This window comes from Halolamina salifodinae, from assembly GCF_017874235.1.
In the GTDB taxonomy this organism is placed as follows: Archaea; Halobacteriota; Halobacteria; order Halobacteriales; family Haloferacaceae; genus Halolamina; species Halolamina salifodinae.
Genome location: NZ_JAGGLC010000004.1, coordinates 249,526 through 268,530, shown reverse-complemented (window position 1 = coordinate 268,530; position 19,005 = coordinate 249,526). Strand labels below are relative to the sequence as shown.

The window sequence follows — 19,005 nt, the reverse complement described above, 5'->3', positions numbered from 1 at the left end:
GGGGTGGTGCCGCCGGTTCACCCCGTCTCGGCGCCCGCAGGGAAAGGCGTATGCCGGGAGCCGCCCACCTCCGGGACATGAGCGATTCGGGTGACCTTGGCGACTTCACCGACTACGTCGGCGACGACGGGGGCGACGACGACCCGCCGGCGCGCGAGCAGACCGACGGCTCGGGCGCCGCGACGGCCGAGCGCGCCGACGACGCCGAGGCCGAAGACGACTTCGAGCGCTACGACGCGGAGCCCTCCGGCGCCGACGCCGGCCTCGGGACCGTCTCCGTATCGCAGGGGCTGCGGGTCTCGCAGGACGGCGACGAGACGACGCTGCGGGCGTTCATCACCACCGGGAACCGCGACTCGGTGCGGCTGGGGAGCTACCTGCTCGTCCCCTACCCCGACGGCGAGACGCTGTTTTGCTCCATCGCCGCGCTGGAGTACGCTCAAGAGTTCCAGTCCGACGACGCCACCGAGATCCACGCGCGCCGGCAGATGCGCCGCGAGGAGTTCGAGGAGCGCGACTACAAGTTCATGGCCGAGTTGGAGCCTGTCGCCGTCATCTACGAGGAGGGCGGCGACCTCAAACGGCGGATGACCGACCGCGTGCCCAAGCCGGGCGCGCTGGCCCGCGAGGCATCCGACGAGGAGCAGATCAAGACCGGCCTCAAGATCCCGGGCGACGGCGTCTTCCTCGGCCACCTCTCCGTCGGGGGCGAGAAGGTCCGGACCGCCGCGGAGCCACCGACGGTCGACTACCGCGTGAAGGACGACTACGCCGAGGGCGACCCGCTCGTGTTCCGCCACACGCTCGTCGCCGGCGGAACCGGGTCGGGGAAGACCCATGCCTCCAAGAACGTCCTCCGGCAGTACCTCGCCGACGAGCGCACGTACCCGATGGACGACGGCCGGGAGGTCCAGCCCGCGGTGGTCCAGTTCGACCCGCAGGACGAGTACGCCCAGATGCACGACGACAACCCCGAGATGGGCGACGGGTTCGCCCGAAAGCTCGACCGGGAGGGTATCGCTCACGGCGGCCACGACGACACCATCGCGCTGGTGCCCGTCGAGGAGGGCGTGACCTACGGCGGCGAGAACCACCGCGCCGAGCAGGTGCGCTTCACCATCCCGTTCTCCGTCGTCGACGAGTACGACATGCCGTGGCTCGTCGCGGGCGGTGGGCTGAACGAGAACCAGTATCCCGCGCTGCTCACGCTGCTGAATCGGTTCTTCAGCGACTACGGGCAGAGCGGCACCTACCAGCAGTTCCTCTCGTACCTCGACGACCCCGGACTGCAGGAGGAGCTCCACGAGTCCGGCCGGGTCCACGAGGCCACGTTCGACGCCGTCAAGCGCCGGGTTCGTGGGATTCCCAACGGCATCTTCGACCAAGACGCCCGCCCAATCACGGAACTGGACCACGAACTGGTCCGACCCGGCGGGCTGACGGTGGTGCCGACGTACCACCTCTCCACCTCGCGGGCGAAGGAGATGTTCGTCCTCGCCGTGTCGTCGTTGCTCGTCGACGACAAACTGTCGAACTCCCCGAACAGCCAGCGCATCAAGGAGACGCCGCTGGTGCTGGGTATGGACGAGGCCCACAACTTCCTCTCGAACGCCGACAACGTGCAGGCCCAGAAGGTGGTCCAGAAGTTCACCGAGGCCGCCAAACAGGGTCGGAAGGAGCGGCTGGGGCTGTTCCTGATCACGCAGGACCCACAGGACATCGCCGATCCGGTGTTCAAGCAGGTGAACACCAAGGTGGTGCTGAACCTCGGCGACGAGGAGGCGATTTCGTCGGTGAACATCCCGAGCGAGTTGGCCCAGAAGGTGCCGTACATGGAGAAAGGGCAGATGGTGGTGTACTCGCCCGACAACTCCGAGCCGGTGGAGTTGATCGGACTGAGTGAGTGTGTCACCAGACACGGCGACTGACCTGCCGCACCCTCTGTGGTGCGCCCACGGAAGCGGATGCCGTGTCTGTGTGTGACCAGACACGGAGAGTGAGCGTCTGACCAGACGCGACGCCTGAATCGACGCCGAATCCGCCACCTCGCTTTTCACAGTTGCCCCCAAACCCCCAGCCATGACGAAACGAATACTCGTCGCGTACGACGGCACGCCACAGGCTGAGGCAGCGCTGGAGTTCGCAGTCGACGAGTGGGGCGACCACGACATCACGCTGCTGTACGTGATCAACCCCGTCGAGGCGGGCTACAGCGCCGGCGTCGGCATCCCCAGCGGCGGCGAGGAGTGGTTCGAGCAGGCCAAATCCGACGCCGAGGAGCTGTTCACGGAGGCCAACGCCGAGTACGAGGGCGGCTTCGAGAGCGCCACCGCGGTCGGGCGCCCGCCACAGACCATCGTCGAAGTCGCCGGCGGCGAGAGCGAGGACGTCGACGCCCCGGCGTTCGACCACCTCGTCATCGGGAGTCACGGCCGCACCGGCGTCTCGCGCATGCTGCTTGGCAGCGTCGCCGAGAAAGTCGTCCGCGAGTCGCCGGTCCCGGTGACGGTCGTCCGATAATCCCGGCGACACGACGGTGACACGGGCGTTACCCGATAGCTTCAGTGTGACCTAATTACGCGAGACACGATAGGCATTAAACCGCGAACCGCGAATCTCGGGTATGGAGTTCGACGACGCCGTCCGAACGCGGCGCAGTGTCCACGAGTACAGCGACGAGGCGGTCGACGAGGGGACCATCGAGGCCGTCTTCGAGCGCGTCCGCTACAGCCCCTCCAGCTACAACCTTCAGCCGTGGGAGTTCCTCGTGCTGACCGAGGACGGGAACCGCGAGCGCCTGCAGGAGGTCGCCTACGGGCAGGAGCACGTCGCCGACGCACCCGTCGCCGTCGCGGTGCTGGGCAACACCGATCCGAGCGCGCACGCCGAGGCCGTCGCCGAGGACCAGCTGCGGAAGGGCTACCTCCCCGACGAGGAGGCAAAGGAGGGCCTGCTCGAGACCATCGACGGGATGGCCGAGCGCGACGAGACCGAGAACCGCGTCTGGACCACCCGCAGCACCGCGCTGGCGGGGATGACGCTGATGCACGCCGCCCGCGCCGAGGGGCTCTCGACGTGTCCCGTCGGTGGCTTCGACGGCGACGCGCTGCAGGCGGAGTTCGACATCGACGACCAGTACGAGCCGGTGATGCTGGTGACGATGGGCCACGCCGCGCCCAACGCCGCCGACACGAACACGCCGCGGAAGTTCCGCCGCACCGTCGACGACATCGTCCACCGCGAGGAGTTCGACCCGACCGAGGCCGAACTCGAGGACGAGGTCCTGACCGAGAGCTACGCGACGCAATAGCCAATCACGTTGACGAGAGCGAAGCTCTCGTCCGCCAGCCGGACGTACCGGCGACGGCTAGCGACCATCGTGCCGCTGCCACGGAGCGTGATACCGTGATCGTGCAGTAGCCAATCGCGGCGAGCGAACTGCAGCGACCATCGTGTCGCTCGCACGGAGCGTGATACCGTGATCGTACAGTAGTCAATCGCGCCTCACTCTTTTCGTGCGCCCGCACCGCCAACCACCAGCGTCGGGATCTCGGTCAGCCGAACCACCCGTTCGGTCGTGCTGCCGGCGCTGGCGATGCGCGAGAAGCCCGTTCGGCCTTGTGTGCCCATCACGATCAGGTCGACCCCGTAGTCGGCTGCGGCGTCGACGACCTCCGCCGCAGGCTTCCCGCGGCGGAGGTGCCGCTCGATCTGCAGGCCGCGCTCGTCGCCCATCGCGGCCACGCTGTCCAGGGCCTGCTCGCCGGCGGCTTCCTGCTTTTCGACCGCGAGGTCCCAGTGACCGTTCGGGCCGGCCTCTTCGACGACGAACAGCGCGTCGACGGCCGCGCCGAACTGCGCGGCGAGTTCCATCGCGTGGTCGGCGGCGCGGTCGCTGTAGTCGCTCCCGTCGGTCGGGACGAGGATTCGTTCGTACATACGCCCGCAAGGGACAGGACGGCAAAAATACTGAGGGCGGTTCGCCGGTCAGACACCCGGGACCCCGAGCGCGCTGGCCAACGGGAAAGGGTAGTGGGCATCCTGATAGCCACAGCGGCAAAATTGCGCATCCCGCGGGGCCGAAGGCTTTAGCGGGACCCACTGCGTCTGTCGTGACGAATGGACGAGTCGGATCTGCGGATGGACCAGCGCGTCCGGAAGTCGACCCGGGAGACGCTCCGGAAGTCGTTCGTCACCGGCCTCGCGGTCGTCGTGCCGATGTTGGTCACCGTGATCGTGCTGGCCATCGCGTTCCAGTACGTCTCGAGCTCCCTCTCGGTGTTCGCACAGGGGGTGCTGGCCGCCGACGACGAGATCGCCCTGCCTATCTACGGCGACATCCCGGTCGGCGTCGTGGTGATCCAGCTGATCACGCCGGTGATCCTGTTCGTGGTCATCATGGTGGTCGGCGTCTTCACCAACACCACCCACTGGGGCGAGCGCGCGGTCGACTACTTCGACTACTTCATCTCCCAGATCCCGGCGGTGGGCGGCGTCTACGAGTCGTTCCGGCAGATGAGCGACGTGATGCTGGAGTCCGACACCCAGAGCTTCCGCGAGGTGAAACTCGTGGAGTTCCCCCACGAGGGCGCGTACACGCTGGGTTTCGTCACCACCGAGACGCCGGAGACGCTCTCGGACCCCGCGGGCCACAGCGAGATGCTCACGCTGTTCCTCCCGCTGGCGCCCAACCCCGTGATGGGCGGCCATCTGGTCCATATGCCCGTGGATCGCGTGATGGACGTCGACATGACCGTCGAGGAGGGGATCCGTGCCATCGTCACCAGCGGCGTCGCCGTCGGCGGCGGCCGCGGCGCCACGAACGACGGCCTCTCGGCGGAACGCCTCCGGGACCTCGCCGGCGTCGAACACGCCGACCAGCAGTTCGACCCCGACGAGGGGTCGCCGTCGGTCCGCCGGTCCGAGCCAGTCAGTACCGAGCGTCCGAACACCTACGACGAGTCGGTCGAACCCGCACGGGCGACGACGCCCGACGACATCGCCCGGCGCGAGCGCTCCGAGGCTACGGGCCCCGCCGCGGACGCCGATATCCCCGCGGAGCGGGCCCACGGCATCGATACGCAGGACGCCACCGTCACGCCGGCGGAGCAGGCCGGCCGCTACGCCAACGAGGCCGACGAGACGGAGCGCCGGCCGGCGGAGATGGCTGATCGCGCGGCCGAGGAGCGCGAATCGACCGAGCGCCGGCCGGCGGAGATGGCCGACCGCGCGGCCGAGGAGCGCGAATCGACCGAGCGCCGGCCGGCGGAGATGGCCGACCGCGACGAGTCCGAGCGCGAGTCGACCGACCAGGAGCCTGCGGCGGTCGCGGATCGGGAAGAGACCGACCGCGACGACACCGAGCACCGCCCCGCCGAGGAGTCGAACGTGGACCGGGGTGGCCGGAACTGATGGCGGGGTTCACGCTCCGCGAGCACACCGCCGACGTGGCCGTCGAGGCGCAGGGCGGGGACCTCGGCGCCACGTTCGCGGCGGTCGCCGACGGCCTCGCGGCGGCGATGTGCGACGACTGGCCCGCGGCCACCGACCCCGACGGCGGTGACCGCCACGACCTCCGGGTCGAGAGCGAGAGCCCGGAGGCGGCGCTGTACGACTATCTCGACCAGCTCATCTACGAGCGCGACGTGAAGGGCGTGCTTCCCGTCGACAACGAGGCGACTGTCGCCGACGAGTGGGTCGTCGACGCCAGCTACCGGGGGGTGCCGCTGTCGGCAGTGACTGCCAGGGAGGTGAAGGCGGTGACCTACTCGGAGATGCGGGTCGAGCGCGTCGACGGGGGGTGGGAGGCGTACGTGGTGTTCGACGTGTGAGGTGGCGGGACCGACTCAGCGCACGTCGAAGAACCCCGAACGCTTGGCGTCGTCGTCGTCGGTGCCCCACGGTGGGTCGAACTCCTCGATGGAGAGTGTGGGCATGTGTTTCGCACACTGGATGTAGGCTTCGTCCACTGCCAGCTCCACCCAGCGTTTGCGTCGGTCGCCGCCGGTCGGATCGACGGCACCGTCGAGGTCGTCGTGGACCGTTGCCCGGCCGTTGACGTGAAGACCGACGCCAGTCTCCCACCAGTCGACGAACAGGAGGCTGGCGTGAGGGTTCTCCCGGATGTTCCCCAGCGAGGCGTGGACGCCGTTACCACGGTACTCCGGATAGGCGAGCGTCTCCTCGTCGAGCACCGTGACGAACCCCTCGGGGCCGATGCGAGGCGAGCAGTCCGTGTGGCCGTCGCTGTCGGCCGTTGAGAGGAAAAACATGATGCGGGCTTCCACGAACGAGCGCATTCGCGACGTGAGGTGGTCGTAGTGGCTCTCGTCGTAGAAGCTGCGGGCACGCTCCCGGGAGCCGAGTTCGACCTGCTCGGCGTGTTCCCCATCGCTCCCCGGTAGATCGTCCATATCGCCGTATCTCCCGGCATCGAGTAAAAACTAACACTCCGCGGTCGGTGACGCTTTTGAGGGCAGGCCGGTAATCACGGTTATGGGTAAAACTCGATCGGTGTTCGCCGCCGGATTCCTCGCCGTCCTCCTGTTCTCGGGCCGGGCGCTCGCACACGTTCGGTACGTCACCCCGGGCAACAGCGGCGAACGGGTCGCGGAGTTGTTCTCGGCGGTCGCGTCGGACCCGCTTGCGCTCGCGCTGCTGGGCGGCGGCGGTGTCGGCGCCGTCGTCGCCGGCCTCGTGTGGCTGCGGCTCAGGCCGTTCCGGACCGACCTCGCCGTCCTCCGGGGGACGCTCCGGAGCTACGACGACCTGCTGCCGTGGCTCGCGCGCCTTGCCATCGGGCTGCCGACGATTGGCGCGGGCTTCACGGGCTACCTGTTCTCGCCCGCAGCGACCGCCGAGGTGCTGGGGCTGCCCGCCCCCGCGATCCGGCTGTTCGGCATCGGCGTCGGCTTCCTCGTCGTGTTCGGCTTCGCGACGCGGCTCATGGCCGCGCTGGGGCTGCTGGGCTACGTCGTCGGCCTCGCACTCTCACCGACGCTGCTGCTGGCCATCGAGTTCGTGCCGGGCTTGCTCGCCATTCTGCTGCTGGGCGGCGGGCGCCCGAGCGCCGACCACGTCTTCGCGCGGATGGCGACCGCCGAGGGAACGCTGTACCAGCGCTTCGACCCGATTCGGGAGACACTGGCCCCCATCGGCGAGCGCCTCGCCGAGCGGGACGACCTCGTGCCCGTCGTCGTCAGGGTCGGCCTCGGGCTCTCCTTCGTCTACCTCGGCATCGTCCAGAAGCTGTTCAACCCCGGGCAGGCGCTGGGCGTCGTCGCGAAGTACGATCTGACCGCGGTGGTCCCCGTCTCGCCGGAGCTGTGGGTCGTCGGCGCCGCGCTGACCGAGACCGCGCTGGGGATCGCGCTCGCCATCGGGCTGTTCACCCGTGCCGGCTGTGGCGTCGCCATCCTGATGTTCACGACCACGCTGTTCGGCCTGCCCGATGACCCCGTGATGGCCCACGTCTCGCTGTTCGGCCTCGTCTCCGTGCTGGTGATCACCGGCGGCGGCGCCTACTCGGTCGACCGCTGGCTGGACGAGCGGTTCGGCACCGAGGGTCGGCTCGAATGGGGCGGCGACGAGGCGGCGCCGACGGCCGACTGACGCGGGACGGAACGGTCTTTCCGCTGGGCCCCGATCTCTGACTATGACCACGAGGGAGTTCGACGGCATCACGCTCGAACGCGTCCGCGAGCACGTCTGGGAGATCCCACAGGAGGGCGACATGGAGGTCCCCGGCCGCGTGCTCGCGAGCGAGGCGCTGCTCGAGGACATCGGCGACGACGACAGCCTCCAACAGTTGAAAAACGCCGCCCACCTTCCCGGGATGACGAAGCACGCGCTGGCGATGCCCGACGCCCACCAGGGCTACGGCTTCCCGGTCGGCGGCGTCGGCGCCATCGACGCCGAGGACGGCTGTATCTCGCCGGGCGCGGTGGGGTTCGACATCAATTGCCTTACGGGGAGTTCGGAGGTGTCCCTCTCGTACGGGCGGAAACGGAAGATCAAGAACCTCTGGCGGGATTTCGACGAGCAGGACGCGGTCGTCGCGGCGGGCGACGACGGCGAGGTACTTTCTCAGGTTCGGTTGTTTACTCAGTCCGCACCAGAGACGGTCTATGAACTGACGACGGAGACTGGTGATACGATCGAGGCGACTGCCGACCACCCTGTCGGAACTCCGAACGGGATGGTGGAAGTTGACGACCTTGGTGAAGGAGAGGAGGTCCTCGCTCATCCGTTCGAGGGGCTTCCGGACGAGCAGCCCCCCGAGTTCGATCTACTCACAGAGGATGACTTTGAGGACGAGGATCCACAGATCGTGGAGGCATTGAACGACCGAGAGCTTCTGCCGCTACGTCCTACGGACGATGCGTTCTCACGGCTTCTGAAGCTCGTCGGCTTCCACACTGGTGACGGGACGTTCCGTGGCGACCAGACCTGGTTCTACGGTGACGAAGAGGATCTCCAAACGATTCGCGAGGACATTGCCGCGCTCGGGTTCTCGCCGTCCCCGGTGTACGAGCGTGACCGGGATCACGAGATCCGCGGAAACAGCTTCGAGCACACTGAATACAGCGTGAAGTCCGGGGCGAGGTCACTCCGCGAGCTACTCCTGCGTCTCGGTGCCCCGGACAGCCCGAAGGTCGACTCCGAGTTCACGGCGCCCGACTACCTCGATCGCCTCCCCGACTGGCAGCGTGCGCTGTACCTCTCGACGTTCTTCGGGGCGGAGATGAGCGCCCCCGCAGCGATGACGGCCAAGAACCTCTACTGCCCATCGGTGTCCCACAACCGTCGCAGCGACGTTTCCGAGGTTGGAGAGGAATTCATGCAGGACTTGATGCGTCACCTCAATGAGATCGGAATCGCAACGAACAGCCTCGAACACGTCGAGGACTACGAGGAACACGACACCAAGCGGTTCAGGTTCGGTATCAAGAACGACTCCGAGACGCTCATCGAGTTCTTCACGACCGTCGGCTACCGATACAACGAGGAGAAACGGCGGAAAGCAGCCCTCGCGGCGCAGTACCTCAAGCTCAAAGAGCGGACGATCGACGAACGGGCTCGGATCGCCGAGAAGGCGCAGGCTCTCGCGGACGGGGGCGTCGCGACTCGGGAGATAAAGGACCGGTTCGACGCCGTGAACGATCGGTTCATCGAGCGGAGCATCTACGAGCAACGGAAAGGGCGGCCGCGCCCGCCGATGTCGTTCCCGGACTACGAGGAGTTCCGTGAGAACACGGCCGTCGGTGACGACCTGACAGTTCCGGTAGAGATCGAGTCGATTGACCGAATCGGGAAGAAGCCGGTATACGACATCGGCGTCTCCCACGACGCCCACAACTTCGTCGCCAACGGCGTAGTCGTCTCGAACTGCGGCGTCCGGATGCTCCGCACGCCGCTCACGTACGACGACGTGCGCGGCCGCGAGGAGGAACTGGTCGACGCGCTGTTCGACGCGATTCCGTCCGGCCTCGGCGGCGGCGGCATCGTCCAGACCGGCCGGGACGCTGTCGAGGGGGCGCTCGAACGCGGCGTCGAGTGGGCCGTGGAGCAGGGGTACGCCACCGAGGACGACCTCGCTCACTGCGAGGACGAGGGGCGGCGCCCCGACGCCAAGCCCGAGTACGTCTCGAAGAAGGCCAAGGACCGCGGGATGAACCAGATGGGCAGTCTCGGCTCGGGCAACCACTTCCTCGAGGTCCAGCGCGTCACCGACACGTACGACGACGGCGTCGCCGACGCCTACGGCCTCGAGGAGGACCAGATCGTCGTCCTCATCCACTGTGGCAGCCGCGGGCTGGGCCACCAGCTCTGCTCGGACTACGTCCGCCGGATCGAGCAGGAACACGGCGACCTGCTCGATCAGTTGCCGGACAAGGACCTCGCGGCGGCGCCCGCCGGCTCCGAACTGGCCGAGGAGTACTACGGCGCGATGTGCGCCGCAGTCAACTTCGCGTGGGTGAACCGGCAGCTGATCACCCACCGGACCCGCGAGACGCTCGCCGAGGCCTTCGACGGCGTCGAGACCGGCGACGTGGAGCTGCTGTACGACGTGGCTCACAACATCGCCAAGCGTGAGACTCACGAGGTCGAGGGCGAGAACCGAGAGCTGTTCGTCCACCGGAAGGGCGCCACGCGCGCGTTCCCGCCCGGCCGCGAGGAGGTCCCCGAGACCTACCGCGACGTGGGCCAGCCGGTGATCATCCCCGGATCGATGGGCGCCGGGAGCTACGTCCTGAAGGGTGGCGAGCGATCCTTACAGGAGACGTTCGGCTCGACGGCCCACGGCGCCGGCCGGCTCATGTCCCGCACGCAGGCCAAACAGGAGTTCTGGGGCGGTGACGTGCAGGACGACCTGGCCGAACAGGAGCATATCTACGTGAAGGCCAACTCCGGGGCCACTGTCGCCGAGGAGGCGCCCGGCGTCTACAAGGACGTCGACGAAGTGGTCCGGGTCAGCGACGCGCTGGACATCGGCGACCGGGTCGCCCGGACGTTCCCGGTCTGCAACATCAAGGGGTAAGTCCGTCCCGAACCGTCAGCGTGGGACGGCGGCCGAGTCCGCCGCCGTGATCAGGGCCAGAGCCCGCGCGCGTCGTGGGCCTCGGCGACGCGGGAGAGCGCGACGATGTAGGCGGCGTCGCGCCAGGTCACGTCGCGGCTCTCGAACTCCTCGCGAACGTCGTTCCACGCCGTGAGCATCTCGGTCTCGAGTTCGTCGTTGACGCGTTCGAGCGACCACGCGCGACGGTTGATGTCCTGGAGCCACTCGAAGTAGCTCACAGTCACGCCGCCGGCGTTGGCGAGGATGTCCGGGATCACCGGAATTCCCCGCTCGGCGAAGATCTCGCTGGCCGTCGTCGTCGTGGGGCCGTTGGCGCCCTCGACGATGATGTCGGCCTGGACGGCGCTGGCGTTCCCGTCGGTCAGTACGTTGCCGATGGCGGCCGGAATCAGCACGTCCACGTCGAGTTCGAGCAGTTCCTCGTTGGAGACCGTCTGGGGGGCGTCGTGGGTCATCACCGCCTCCGGCTCCTCGTGGTGAGTCGGGATCGAGTGGGTGTCGAGCCCGTTGGTGTCGTAGATGCCGCCGTTCACGTCGCTGAGTGCGACGACGTTGGCGCCCCACTCGTCCAGTAGGCGGGCGGCGTTGGCGCCGACGCTGCCGTACCCCTGGATCCCGACCGAGGTCTGCTGGATCTCCATGTCGTAGTAGTCGATCGCCTCGCGGGCGATGATGGCGACGCTGCGGCCGGGCGCGCTGTCGCGGCCCTTGCTGCCTCCGACAACTGGCGGTTTCCCGGTGACGACGCCGGGGATCGTCTCGCCCTCCTGCATCGAGTAGGCGTCCATCAGCCACGCCATCGTCTGCGGGTCGGTCCCCATGTCGGGTGCGGGGATGTCGACCGTCGGCCCGATCACGTCGCGGATCTCCTCGGTGAAGCGGCGCGTCAGCTGCTCTTTCTCACGCTCGCTGAGCTCCTTCGGGTTGACCGAGATCCCGCCCTTGGCGCCGCCGAAGGGGAGATCCATCACGGCGCATTTCCAGGTCATCCACATCCCGAGGCCCACACACTCGTCGCGCGTGACTTCGGGGTGGTAGCGGAGGCCGCCCTTGTGGGGGCCGCGAACACTGTCGTGCTGGGCGCGATAGCCCGTGAACACGTCGACGCCGCCGTCGTCGCGCTCGATCGGGACCGTGACCTCGTGGACGCTCTTGGGGTGTTTGAGCCGCTCGACGATGTTCGGGTCGATGTCGAGGTGGTCGGCAGCGTGCTGGAGCTGGCGACGCGCGGTCTCCAGTGCTGATTCGGGCTCGGTTGACTCCTCTGTCGCCTGCTCGGTCTCTGTTGTGGATGTAGATGCCATGGTTACTCGATCGGTGTGCGTCGATTCCGCATCGAACCGGCGCAGTCCGGACACTGCCCGGGGTTGTCTTCCGCGACGATCACGTTGCCACACTGGAAACACTCGTAGGGCGTCTCCTCGTTCGGGTTCTGGTCGACGTCTCTCATAGTGACGAGCCCCAACAGCCTGTGGCGGGGACTCGCATCTACTACCCCGGTGAGCGGGGAGTATTCTCACGTTGACTACCGAACCGCCCTGAGACGGCTGGGTTGATCATTCAACAGTGTGTCGCCCTCTCACGATACGGTAGAACGGCCGAGAGCCCGGCGCTCCCGCCGTCAATCGGCGTGTGCGGTCGCAACCGGTGTGTGGTCGTCGATCAGCGCGGCGAACAGTTTGCGCTGGACGGTTCGCACGTGCTGGTAGAACGCCTGTGGCGAGATGTCGAGCGAGTCGGCTACCTCCTCGCCGGTGACACGCCGGGGCGTCTCGAAGAAGCCGCTGTAGTATGCCGTCTCCAGTACCTCCAGTTGGCGGTCGGTCAGGCGCTCGAGCACCGATGCGTAGAACCCGTGTTCGGAGGCCTGCTCTCTGGTCTGTTTGGCGGTGAGTTTCACCTCGCCGAAGCGTTCGCGCAGGAACTGCGTGACGTGTCTGGTGTCGACGCTGCCGGGCACGTCGATGGTGAGTTCCGTCCCCGTTTCGGTTGCCGATGCGGTCTGGAGGATGGCGCCGTGGTCGGCCAGTTCGGTCGCGAGAAACGGTCGCGAGAGCTGGAGCCGGACCACCCCGCCGGTCTCCCCGCCGCGGATCTTCTGGACGTCGTCGATCACTACCAGTCCCGCGGCGGCGTCGACGACGCTGTCGACGGGGGCGTCCTCGACGGTGACGAACACGTAGTTCCCGCTTGCCGTCTGCTGGACGCCGCCCTCGTAGCTGAGTGTGCAGTTCGCGGCGTCGGCCAACTGCGTGAGGACGAACGAGCGGTCGGAGACCGCATAGTCGACGCGGGTCATCGAGGTGGTGAGGAGCGCGCGCTTCCGTTCGCTGGCGCTGATCGCTGAGGCGATCGTCTCCCCGAGTTCACCCAGCACCGTCCGCACCGGGTCGTCGAACGCGTCCGGCGTCTCGGCGTACACTGTAAGGACGCCGTAGGTGAGGTCGTTGTACACCAGCGGGATGCTCAGCACGGAGAGGAAGTCCCGGGAGATGGCGTCCTTCCGCCATGGCGCCGCCCGGAGGTCGGCGGCGACGTTCGACACCCGCGTCACTTCGCCGGTCGCGGCGGCCCGCCCCGCCGGTTCGACACCGTCGGCGGCGACCGGGAACGACTGGCTGTCGATGTACCCCTGCTCGGCGCCGGCCCACACCTGTGGGTTGACGGTGTCGGTGGCGGCGTCGACGGTGCCGATCCACGCGAACCGGAAGCGGTCGTCGGCAGTAAGCTGCTCGCAGACGGTGTGATCGATCTCCTCTCTGGTCTCCGAGCGGACGAGCGCGCTGTCGATCTCCCGGATCGTTTCGTTGATGCGGTTGAGCGTGGTGAGCTGCTCGTTCCGGTGCTGGAGTTCTCGATCCTGCTCGCGGAGCTGGGACTCGCGGCTAACGCGGTCGAGCGCGGCCTCGGCCGTCGCGGCTAGCAGGTCGGCCAGTTCCCGGGTCACGTCGTCGAACGCACCGACCTCGGTCGAGCCGGCGATGAACACGCCGTGGTTGCCGAGCGGGATGTACGCCGCACCCCGGATGTCGGTCGCCGGGTTCTGGAGGCGGTCGTCGGCGTGTACGTCGTCGAAGAAGAGCGCCTCGTCCTCGACGAAGCTGTGGCTCGTCAGGTCGCGTCCGTCGGCGTGGACGGTCGGCAGGGGGCCGTTAGCCTCCCGCATCCCCGGTGATTGGGCGGCGGGCTGCAGGTGGTTGTCGTCGGCGTCGAACAGGTAGACGGCGCTGGCGTCGAGGTCGAGTACGGACGCCGTATCGTCGACGACGTGCTGGGCGATCTCCTGGTGGGTTTCGGCGTAGAGGAAGTCCCGCGCGGTCTCCTGGAGCGTGGCCAGCGCCTGTTCGCGCTGCTTGCGCTTGGTGATGTCGCGACAGCTGTACAGCAGCGTCCCGTCCTGGATCGACACTTCGCGGACGTTGACGAGGAGCGTATGCTCGCGCCCGGCCTTGTCGGTCGCGGTGATCTCGATGTTCTTCAGGATGCCTTCTTCGGCGAGTGTCTCGCGGTCGAACAGATCGTCGCCGAGCAGTTCGTCGATCGTCCCCAGTTCGCGGATCTCGTCGGCGGTGTAGCCGAAGATGAAGTGGACGTTCGGACAGACGTAGCTGTACTCGCCGTCCTCGTCGGTCATGAGGACGGTATCGGTCATGTTGTTGAGCGTGACGCGGTGGAGCTCCTCGGACTGCCGGAGTTCGCGTTCGAGGTCGACGCGGCCGCCGATGTCGACGGCGTCGACGACGATAGATACCAGCCGCCCGCGCTCGTCTTTCACGGGCCGGACCGAGAGCTCGAACACGCGGTCGCTCGTGACGCCGCCCCGAGTGATGACCGCCTGTCCGAACTCGCCGTCGCTGGCCGTTTCGACGAGCCGTCGAACGTCGGCCGCGGCGGTCTCGTCCTCTGGCCACCACGGGAGCGTCCAGAACGGCCGCCCGACGAGCGCGTCGGTGTCCACGTCGACCATCTCCCGCGCGACCTCGTTGACTCGTGTGAGTATCCCGTCGGGGTCGAGGACCCAGGTCGCGGTTCGGGCGTCATCGAACGTGGCGTCGAACTGCCGGGCGCGGTCGCGCTGGGTCCGCATGCGCTGTGCGTCCCGAATCGCCGTCTCCGTCCGTCGGCGCGTCTCCTCGACTGTCTCATCGAGATGGCCGTCGACGACGACGTAGTCCGTGACACCTGCCTCGATCGCCTCGCTGGCCAGCGATTCGCTGCCGCCGGCGGCTCCGAGGAGGATCGGGAGGGTCGTCGTCGCCTCCCGGATCTCGCGGACGAGGTCGATCCCGGTCGCGTCGCCGATCTCGTAGGCGGTGAGGACGGCGTCGACGGCGCCCGCACGAACGAGATCGAGTGCGGCCGCCGCCGTATCGACGCTGTCGACGGCGCTGTCACTCCGGTGCTCGAGCGCGTCGGCGACGGCAGCCGTCCAGTCAGTGTCGCCGACGATGGCAACCTGCGAGTCGTCGAGAACGGAGTCAAGCGAGAGCATATGGGGAGTCGACGCCGCCGGAGACCGATCGGCGACATCCGTGTGGTTTCGTCTGTCGTCGTCCAATGGTGAAAACCACGTTGTTTAACTATCAACCCGTCCCGACCGTCATTCTTTCGATACCAACGTGGTGTCTGTGGACACGCAACACGTTTCGACCGGGGATTTTTATCCTCCGCCCGGGCGCTAGGAAGGCCATGCTCGACTCGCGACTGGGCCGGTTCATGACGATAGCGCTCGCCATCCTCGTCGTCGCGTTCCCGTTGACGGTGTTGCTGACTCCGCCGGGCCCGTACACCCAGGCAGTCGTCACTGGCTCGCTGCTCGTGTTCGTGCTCCCGACAGCGTACCTGCTCAGCCACCCGACCATCTATCTCTGGATGCGCGAACGCGGGGAGTGATCGGCCGCGGGCGGCGACGACTCGCCGACGCTGCAGTACTCAGCTCTCGACCGCCGGTGCCGGCCGAACTCGGTTGCCGGTCTGGGACAGCACCGCCACCAGCACGAGGCCGCCGAGCACGCCCACCGGCGCGCCGAGGCGGAGTTCGAGAAGGGCGTACAGCAGCCAGCCGGCGGCGACGTTGACGGCGCCGAGGGCGAGGGGGTAGACCGTATCAGCGGGGACCATCTGCTCGCTTCACTGTAGACGCGTACTTGTTGTAAACCTAATCGAAACACAAATCGGCGTTTGTGTCTCCGGCGCCGATGCTCAGTCGCCGCCGGGGCCGGGTGGACCGCCGGGACTGTCGGGACCGCGCGGCCCGCCCGGGCCGACGCCGATGGTGACGCGGTCGCCCTCCGGTTCGGGTTCGACTTCGACGCCGTCCTCGAACCGGACGAAGGAGAGGTAGAACGGCTCGCCACAGCCCGAATCCGGGGCGTCGGCGGCTTCTGGGAGGTCGTCACCGGAGAGCAGCAGGTCGTCGTCGTTAACGAATCGCTGCGCGATTCGTTCGCCACCCGGACGCAGTCCGGTGACACCACAAACGATCCGGACGCCGTCGACGTCGTCCTCGTCCTCGAACGGTTCGTCCGGGTCGACGTAGGTCCAGCCCTCTAGCGGGTACGGGGTGACGGTTTTGTCCGCGAGATAGCCCTCGCGCTCGAGTTCGTGGATGGCACCACAGCGCGGGCAGTAGTAGGTGACGGGGTAGGGCACGGTCGGCGTACGTGCCCGAGCGATACGTGGGTTTCGGCGGCGGTTACGCTTCTTCCGCTTCCTCCCCGTGTGCGTCGACGACGAGCACGGGAATCTTCGTCTTCCGGAGCACCTTCTCGGCGACGCTACCTAGCAGCGCCCGCGAGATGCCCGAGCGACCGTGGCTCCCCATCACCACTAGGTCGGCGTCGAGTTCGTCGATGGCGTTCTGGATGACCCGTACCGGCTGGCCGGCCCGGACGTGCTCCCGGGCGTCGACGCCCATGGCCGCGGCCGCGCCGGCGACGTAGCCCGTCGCGTCGTCGGCGGCATCCCGAACCTCGGGCATGTCGTCGAGCTTTCCCTGCCGGATGCGGTCGACCTGCTCGGTGCCCAGCGAGTAGTTCACCGCGTCGATGTCGACGACGTACAGCGCGTGGATGGTGGCGTCACCAGAACGCGAGGCGTTCTGGTTGGCTAACGAATCGCTACGCGATTCGTGACCGTCGTACTTCGCGGCGAGGTCGACCGCGCGGTCGACGGCGGCCTCGGCGGTGTCGCTTCCGTCGGTCGGAACGAGGATGTTGTCGTACATGGTTCAGTCGTCCGCGGGGGTATCGCCCCCGTCGGTTGCGACGTCTTCGGCGCTCTGGTTCTTCGACATCGGCTCCGGGCTGTGACACTGCCGGACCATGCGTTTGGTCTCCTCGGGTGGCTCCGCGGTGAGGTGGGAGACGCCGATGGTGATGGCGAACACGATGGGCGTCCCAACCAGTGCGGCGCCGATGGCCGGGAACACCTGCCCGTAGAGGTCGCTGAACGGCACGATCAGGTCGTTGACCACCGCGGCGATCCAGATCAGCAGGCCGACGCTCATGCCCGCGAGCGCGCCCTGTCGGTTGGTGTTCTCCCACCAGAGACCGAGGAAGAACATCGGGAACAGCACGATAGCCGCAAGTGAGAACGCCAGCGCGACCAGTTCGCCGACCAACGCGGGCGGGTCGAGCGCGGTGATGGTCACGATGGCGCCAAGCGCGACGATGGTACCGCGGCCGACAAGCACCTGCTCGCGCTGGGTCGCGTCGGGGTTGATGATGTTGGTGTATATGTCGTGAGAGACCGCCGAGGAGGCGGTGATGAACAGCCCCGCGGTCGTCGCGATGGCGGCGGCGATGCCGCCGGCGGCGACCAGGCCGACGAACCACGTCGGGAGGTTCGATAGCTGAGCGGCCAGCACGACGATCAGGTCACCCTCGCCGCCGGACATCCCGCCGCTGGCGGCGTAGGTCGGGCCGTACTGGGAGGCGTCATAGAGGTCGACGCCGAACGCGGCCAGCGCGGGCGCGCCCCAGTAGAGCAGCATGATGAAGAAGAGTCCCCAGACCGTGGAGTGGCGGGCGGTCTTCTCGTTCTCGACGGTGTAGAACCGCACGAGCACGTGCGGGAGGCCGCAGGTCCCGAACACCAGCGAGAACGCCGTCGCCATCCAGAGGAAGTACGAGGAGTTCGCGAACGGTTCGGAGAACTCGCTGTTCAGGTCGTTGATCAGCGCCCCGTACTCGATCTGTGGCAGGATCGTGGCGTAGTCGCCGGTGAAGCCGACGACGTACACCGCCGCGAGGAACGCGACGATGAGGATGACGTACTGGACGGCCATGTTCTTGGTCGCGCCCATCATCCCCGAGAGACTCAGGTAGGCGACGGTGATGGCCATCATGATGACCACCATCGTCACGTAGTCGGTACCGAACACGTAGAGGCCGACCAGCCCCATCCCGCGGGCCTGCCCGACCGAGTAGACAAAGCCGATCAGGATCGTCGTCAGCGCGCCCATCGCGCGGGCGGTGTCTGAGTTGAAGCGGTCGCCGACGAAGTCCGGCGCGGTGTACTTCCCGAACCGCCGCATCTGGGCGGCGAGGAAGATGAGCAACACGAAGTAGCCCGCGGTCCAGCCGATGATGAACGCCAGCCCGTAGAACCCCGAGAGGGCGACGAGGCCGGCAAGACCGAGGAACGACGCCGCGGACATCCAGTTAGCGCCGATGGCCATCCCGTTCTCGACGTTCCCGATGGAGCGGCCGGCGACCCACATCCCCTCGGTGTCGGCGACTTTGAACAGGTAGCCGACGACGAGGAACAGCGCGAGCATCGCGACGACCAGCACGGCCGGCACCGGTTTGAAGGAGATGTCGAGGGCCTCCGGCAGGAGGTCGCTCGACTGGAGCACTGCTCCCGCGAGTGCGCTCATACGTCCTCACCCCCGTCGGCGGCGACGCCCCCCTCCGGCTCCGCTCCGCCGCCGGAGCCGGCGTCGACGGTCTCGGAGTGGTCGATGCCATACTTCTCGTCGAGTTTGTCCCGGCGACGCGAGTAGATGAACGCCAGCACGAGCGAACTCGTGGGGGCGAGGAACGCGACCGTGAAGTAGTGAGCCGGGAACTGGAGCACCGGAATCTCCTGGGTCATCAGCTCCGGCGCGAGGAACGTCGCGGTCACCGGCCCCCAGGTGAGCAGCGTCCAGGCGAGAAACCCCGCCCACACCAGCTTCAGGTGGTCCCGCATGAACGGGGTGGTCGGCTTCAGAATGTTGATCTCGGTCTCGAGGTAGTCGACTTCGGCCTCGCGGTCGGCGACACCGCCGTCGGTTTTTGCGGACGGCGGCGATGGTCGGCCGCCGTCGGTCTCGGCGGATGGCGGCGACGGTCGGCCGCCATCGGCGGCGACCGGTTCTTCGTCCGGTTCGTGTGAGTTATTGTGTGTCATAGGTCGTGCGTGTGTGGATTGTGGTCTGG

The 19,005-nt window shown here is 67.5% G+C and carries 18 protein-coding genes and 1 pseudogene; 9 read left to right on the top strand and 10 right to left on the bottom strand.

Annotated elements, in window-relative coordinates; all coding sequences use genetic code 11:
- The first annotated feature begins 77 nt into the window (after positions 1 to 77).
- The 3 genes from J2753_RS10810 to J2753_RS10800 all read left to right on the top strand — a co-directional run bounded on the left by J2753_RS10810 (position 78) and on the right by J2753_RS10800 (position 3,310).
- Entirely contained in the window at positions 78 to 1,928 is a 1,851-nt protein-coding gene (locus J2753_RS10810; protein ID WP_209492062.1) for an ATP-binding protein, read from the top strand.
- Between the two features lie 151 nt (positions 1,929 to 2,079).
- Positions 2,080 to 2,520: a universal stress protein gene (locus J2753_RS10805; protein ID WP_209492061.1), complete on the top strand. Its 441-nt coding sequence runs from the start codon at positions 2,080 to 2,082 to the stop codon at positions 2,518 to 2,520.
- 103 nt (positions 2,521 to 2,623) lie between these two features.
- On the top strand, positions 2,624 to 3,310 hold the full coding sequence (locus J2753_RS10800; RefSeq protein ID WP_209492060.1) for a nitroreductase family protein: 687 nt from the start codon (positions 2,624 to 2,626) through the stop codon (positions 3,308 to 3,310).
- 194 nt (positions 3,311 to 3,504) lie between these two features.
- On the opposite strand, the gene J2753_RS10795 is transcribed toward J2753_RS10800, so the two are convergent.
- Positions 3,505 to 3,939, bottom strand: a complete 435-nt coding sequence (locus J2753_RS10795; RefSeq protein WP_209492059.1) for a universal stress protein — start codon at positions 3,937 to 3,939, stop codon at positions 3,505 to 3,507.
- A 180-nt stretch (positions 3,940 to 4,119) separates the two neighbouring features.
- Here J2753_RS10795 and J2753_RS10790 point away from each other — a divergent pair, with 180 nt between their 5' ends.
- Together J2753_RS10790 and J2753_RS10785 are read left to right on the top strand one after the other, a co-directional pair.
- Positions 4,120 to 5,412: a DUF502 domain-containing protein gene (locus tag J2753_RS10790; RefSeq protein WP_209492058.1), complete on the top strand. Its 1,293-nt coding sequence runs from the start codon at positions 4,120 to 4,122 to the stop codon at positions 5,410 to 5,412.
- Complete coding sequence (locus tag J2753_RS10785; protein ID WP_209492057.1) at positions 5,412 to 5,831, top strand: archease; 420 nt, start codon at positions 5,412 to 5,414, stop codon at positions 5,829 to 5,831. The genes J2753_RS10790 and J2753_RS10785 overlap by 1 nt, the downstream gene beginning before the upstream one ends.
- A 15-nt stretch (positions 5,832 to 5,846) precedes the next feature.
- Here the strand turns inward: J2753_RS10785 and J2753_RS10780 are convergent, their stop codons facing one another.
- Positions 5,847 to 6,413: a pyridoxamine 5'-phosphate oxidase family protein gene (locus J2753_RS10780; RefSeq protein ID WP_209492056.1), complete on the bottom strand. Its 567-nt coding sequence runs from the start codon at positions 6,411 to 6,413 to the stop codon at positions 5,847 to 5,849.
- Between the two features lie 82 nt (positions 6,414 to 6,495).
- Between J2753_RS10780 and J2753_RS10775 the strand changes: the two genes are divergently transcribed.
- The 3 genes and pseudogenes from J2753_RS10775 (at position 6,496) to J2753_RS10770 (ending at position 10,540) form a co-directional block, all read left to right on the top strand.
- Positions 6,496 to 7,611 carry a DoxX family protein gene (locus tag J2753_RS10775; RefSeq protein ID WP_209492055.1) on the top strand — a complete coding sequence of 372 codons (1,116 nt, stop codon included), beginning with the start codon at positions 6,496 to 6,498 and terminating at the stop codon, positions 7,609 to 7,611.
- 43 nt (positions 7,612 to 7,654) lie between these two features.
- Positions 7,655 to 7,969: pseudogene (locus J2753_RS14765) on the top strand (RtcB family protein); the annotation flags it as partial.
- Entirely contained in the window at positions 7,943 to 10,540 is a 2,598-nt protein-coding gene (locus J2753_RS10770; protein ID WP_394357484.1) for an RtcB family protein, read from the top strand. The pseudogene J2753_RS14765 and the gene J2753_RS10770, both read left to right, overlap by 27 nt.
- 50 nt (positions 10,541 to 10,590) lie before the next feature.
- Here J2753_RS10770 and gdhB read toward each other — a convergent pair whose 3' ends face one another.
- The 3 genes from gdhB to J2753_RS10755 form a co-directional block, all read right to left on the bottom strand.
- Positions 10,591 to 11,886 carry a glutamate dehydrogenase GdhB gene (gene gdhB / locus J2753_RS10765; RefSeq protein WP_209492053.1) on the bottom strand — a complete coding sequence of 432 codons (1,296 nt, stop codon included), beginning with the start codon at positions 11,884 to 11,886 and terminating at the stop codon, positions 10,591 to 10,593.
- A gap of 2 nt (positions 11,887 to 11,888) precedes the next feature.
- The gene (locus J2753_RS10760; RefSeq protein ID WP_143076985.1) at positions 11,889 to 12,032 is read right to left on the bottom strand and encodes a rubrerythrin-like domain-containing protein; all 144 of its coding nucleotides are present in this window, start codon (positions 12,030 to 12,032) and stop codon (positions 11,889 to 11,891) included.
- A 171-nt stretch (positions 12,033 to 12,203) separates the two neighbouring features.
- Positions 12,204 to 15,074 (bottom strand): bacterio-opsin activator domain-containing protein, encoded by a 2,871-nt coding sequence (locus J2753_RS10755; protein WP_209492052.1) that lies wholly within the window; start codon positions 15,072 to 15,074, stop codon positions 12,204 to 12,206.
- A gap of 197 nt (positions 15,075 to 15,271) precedes the next feature.
- Here J2753_RS10755 and J2753_RS10750 point away from each other — a divergent pair, with 197 nt between their 5' ends.
- Positions 15,272 to 15,475 (top strand): hypothetical protein, encoded by a 204-nt coding sequence (locus J2753_RS10750; protein WP_209492051.1) that lies wholly within the window; start codon positions 15,272 to 15,274, stop codon positions 15,473 to 15,475.
- 39 nt (positions 15,476 to 15,514) lie between these two features.
- Here the strand turns inward: J2753_RS10750 and J2753_RS10745 are convergent, their stop codons facing one another.
- The 5 genes from J2753_RS10745 to J2753_RS10725 form a co-directional block, all read right to left on the bottom strand.
- Positions 15,515 to 15,703 (bottom strand): hypothetical protein, encoded by a 189-nt coding sequence (locus tag J2753_RS10745; RefSeq protein ID WP_209492050.1) that lies wholly within the window; start codon positions 15,701 to 15,703, stop codon positions 15,515 to 15,517.
- Between the two features lie 81 nt (positions 15,704 to 15,784).
- Positions 15,785 to 16,234 carry a hypothetical protein gene (locus J2753_RS10740; protein WP_209492049.1) on the bottom strand — a complete coding sequence of 150 codons (450 nt, stop codon included), beginning with the start codon at positions 16,232 to 16,234 and terminating at the stop codon, positions 15,785 to 15,787.
- A 43-nt stretch (positions 16,235 to 16,277) separates the two neighbouring features.
- Positions 16,278 to 16,808 (bottom strand): universal stress protein, encoded by a 531-nt coding sequence (locus tag J2753_RS10735; RefSeq protein ID WP_209492048.1) that lies wholly within the window; start codon positions 16,806 to 16,808, stop codon positions 16,278 to 16,280.
- Between the two features lie 3 nt (positions 16,809 to 16,811).
- Positions 16,812 to 18,461, bottom strand: coding sequence for a VC_2705 family sodium/solute symporter (locus tag J2753_RS10730; RefSeq protein WP_209492047.1), 1,650 nt, complete (start codon positions 18,459 to 18,461; stop codon positions 16,812 to 16,814).
- Positions 18,458 to 18,976 carry a DUF4212 domain-containing protein gene (locus J2753_RS10725; RefSeq protein ID WP_209492046.1) on the bottom strand — a complete coding sequence of 173 codons (519 nt, stop codon included), beginning with the start codon at positions 18,974 to 18,976 and terminating at the stop codon, positions 18,458 to 18,460. The genes J2753_RS10730 and J2753_RS10725 overlap by 4 nt, the downstream gene beginning before the upstream one ends.
- Positions 18,977 to 19,005 lie beyond the last annotated feature (29 nt).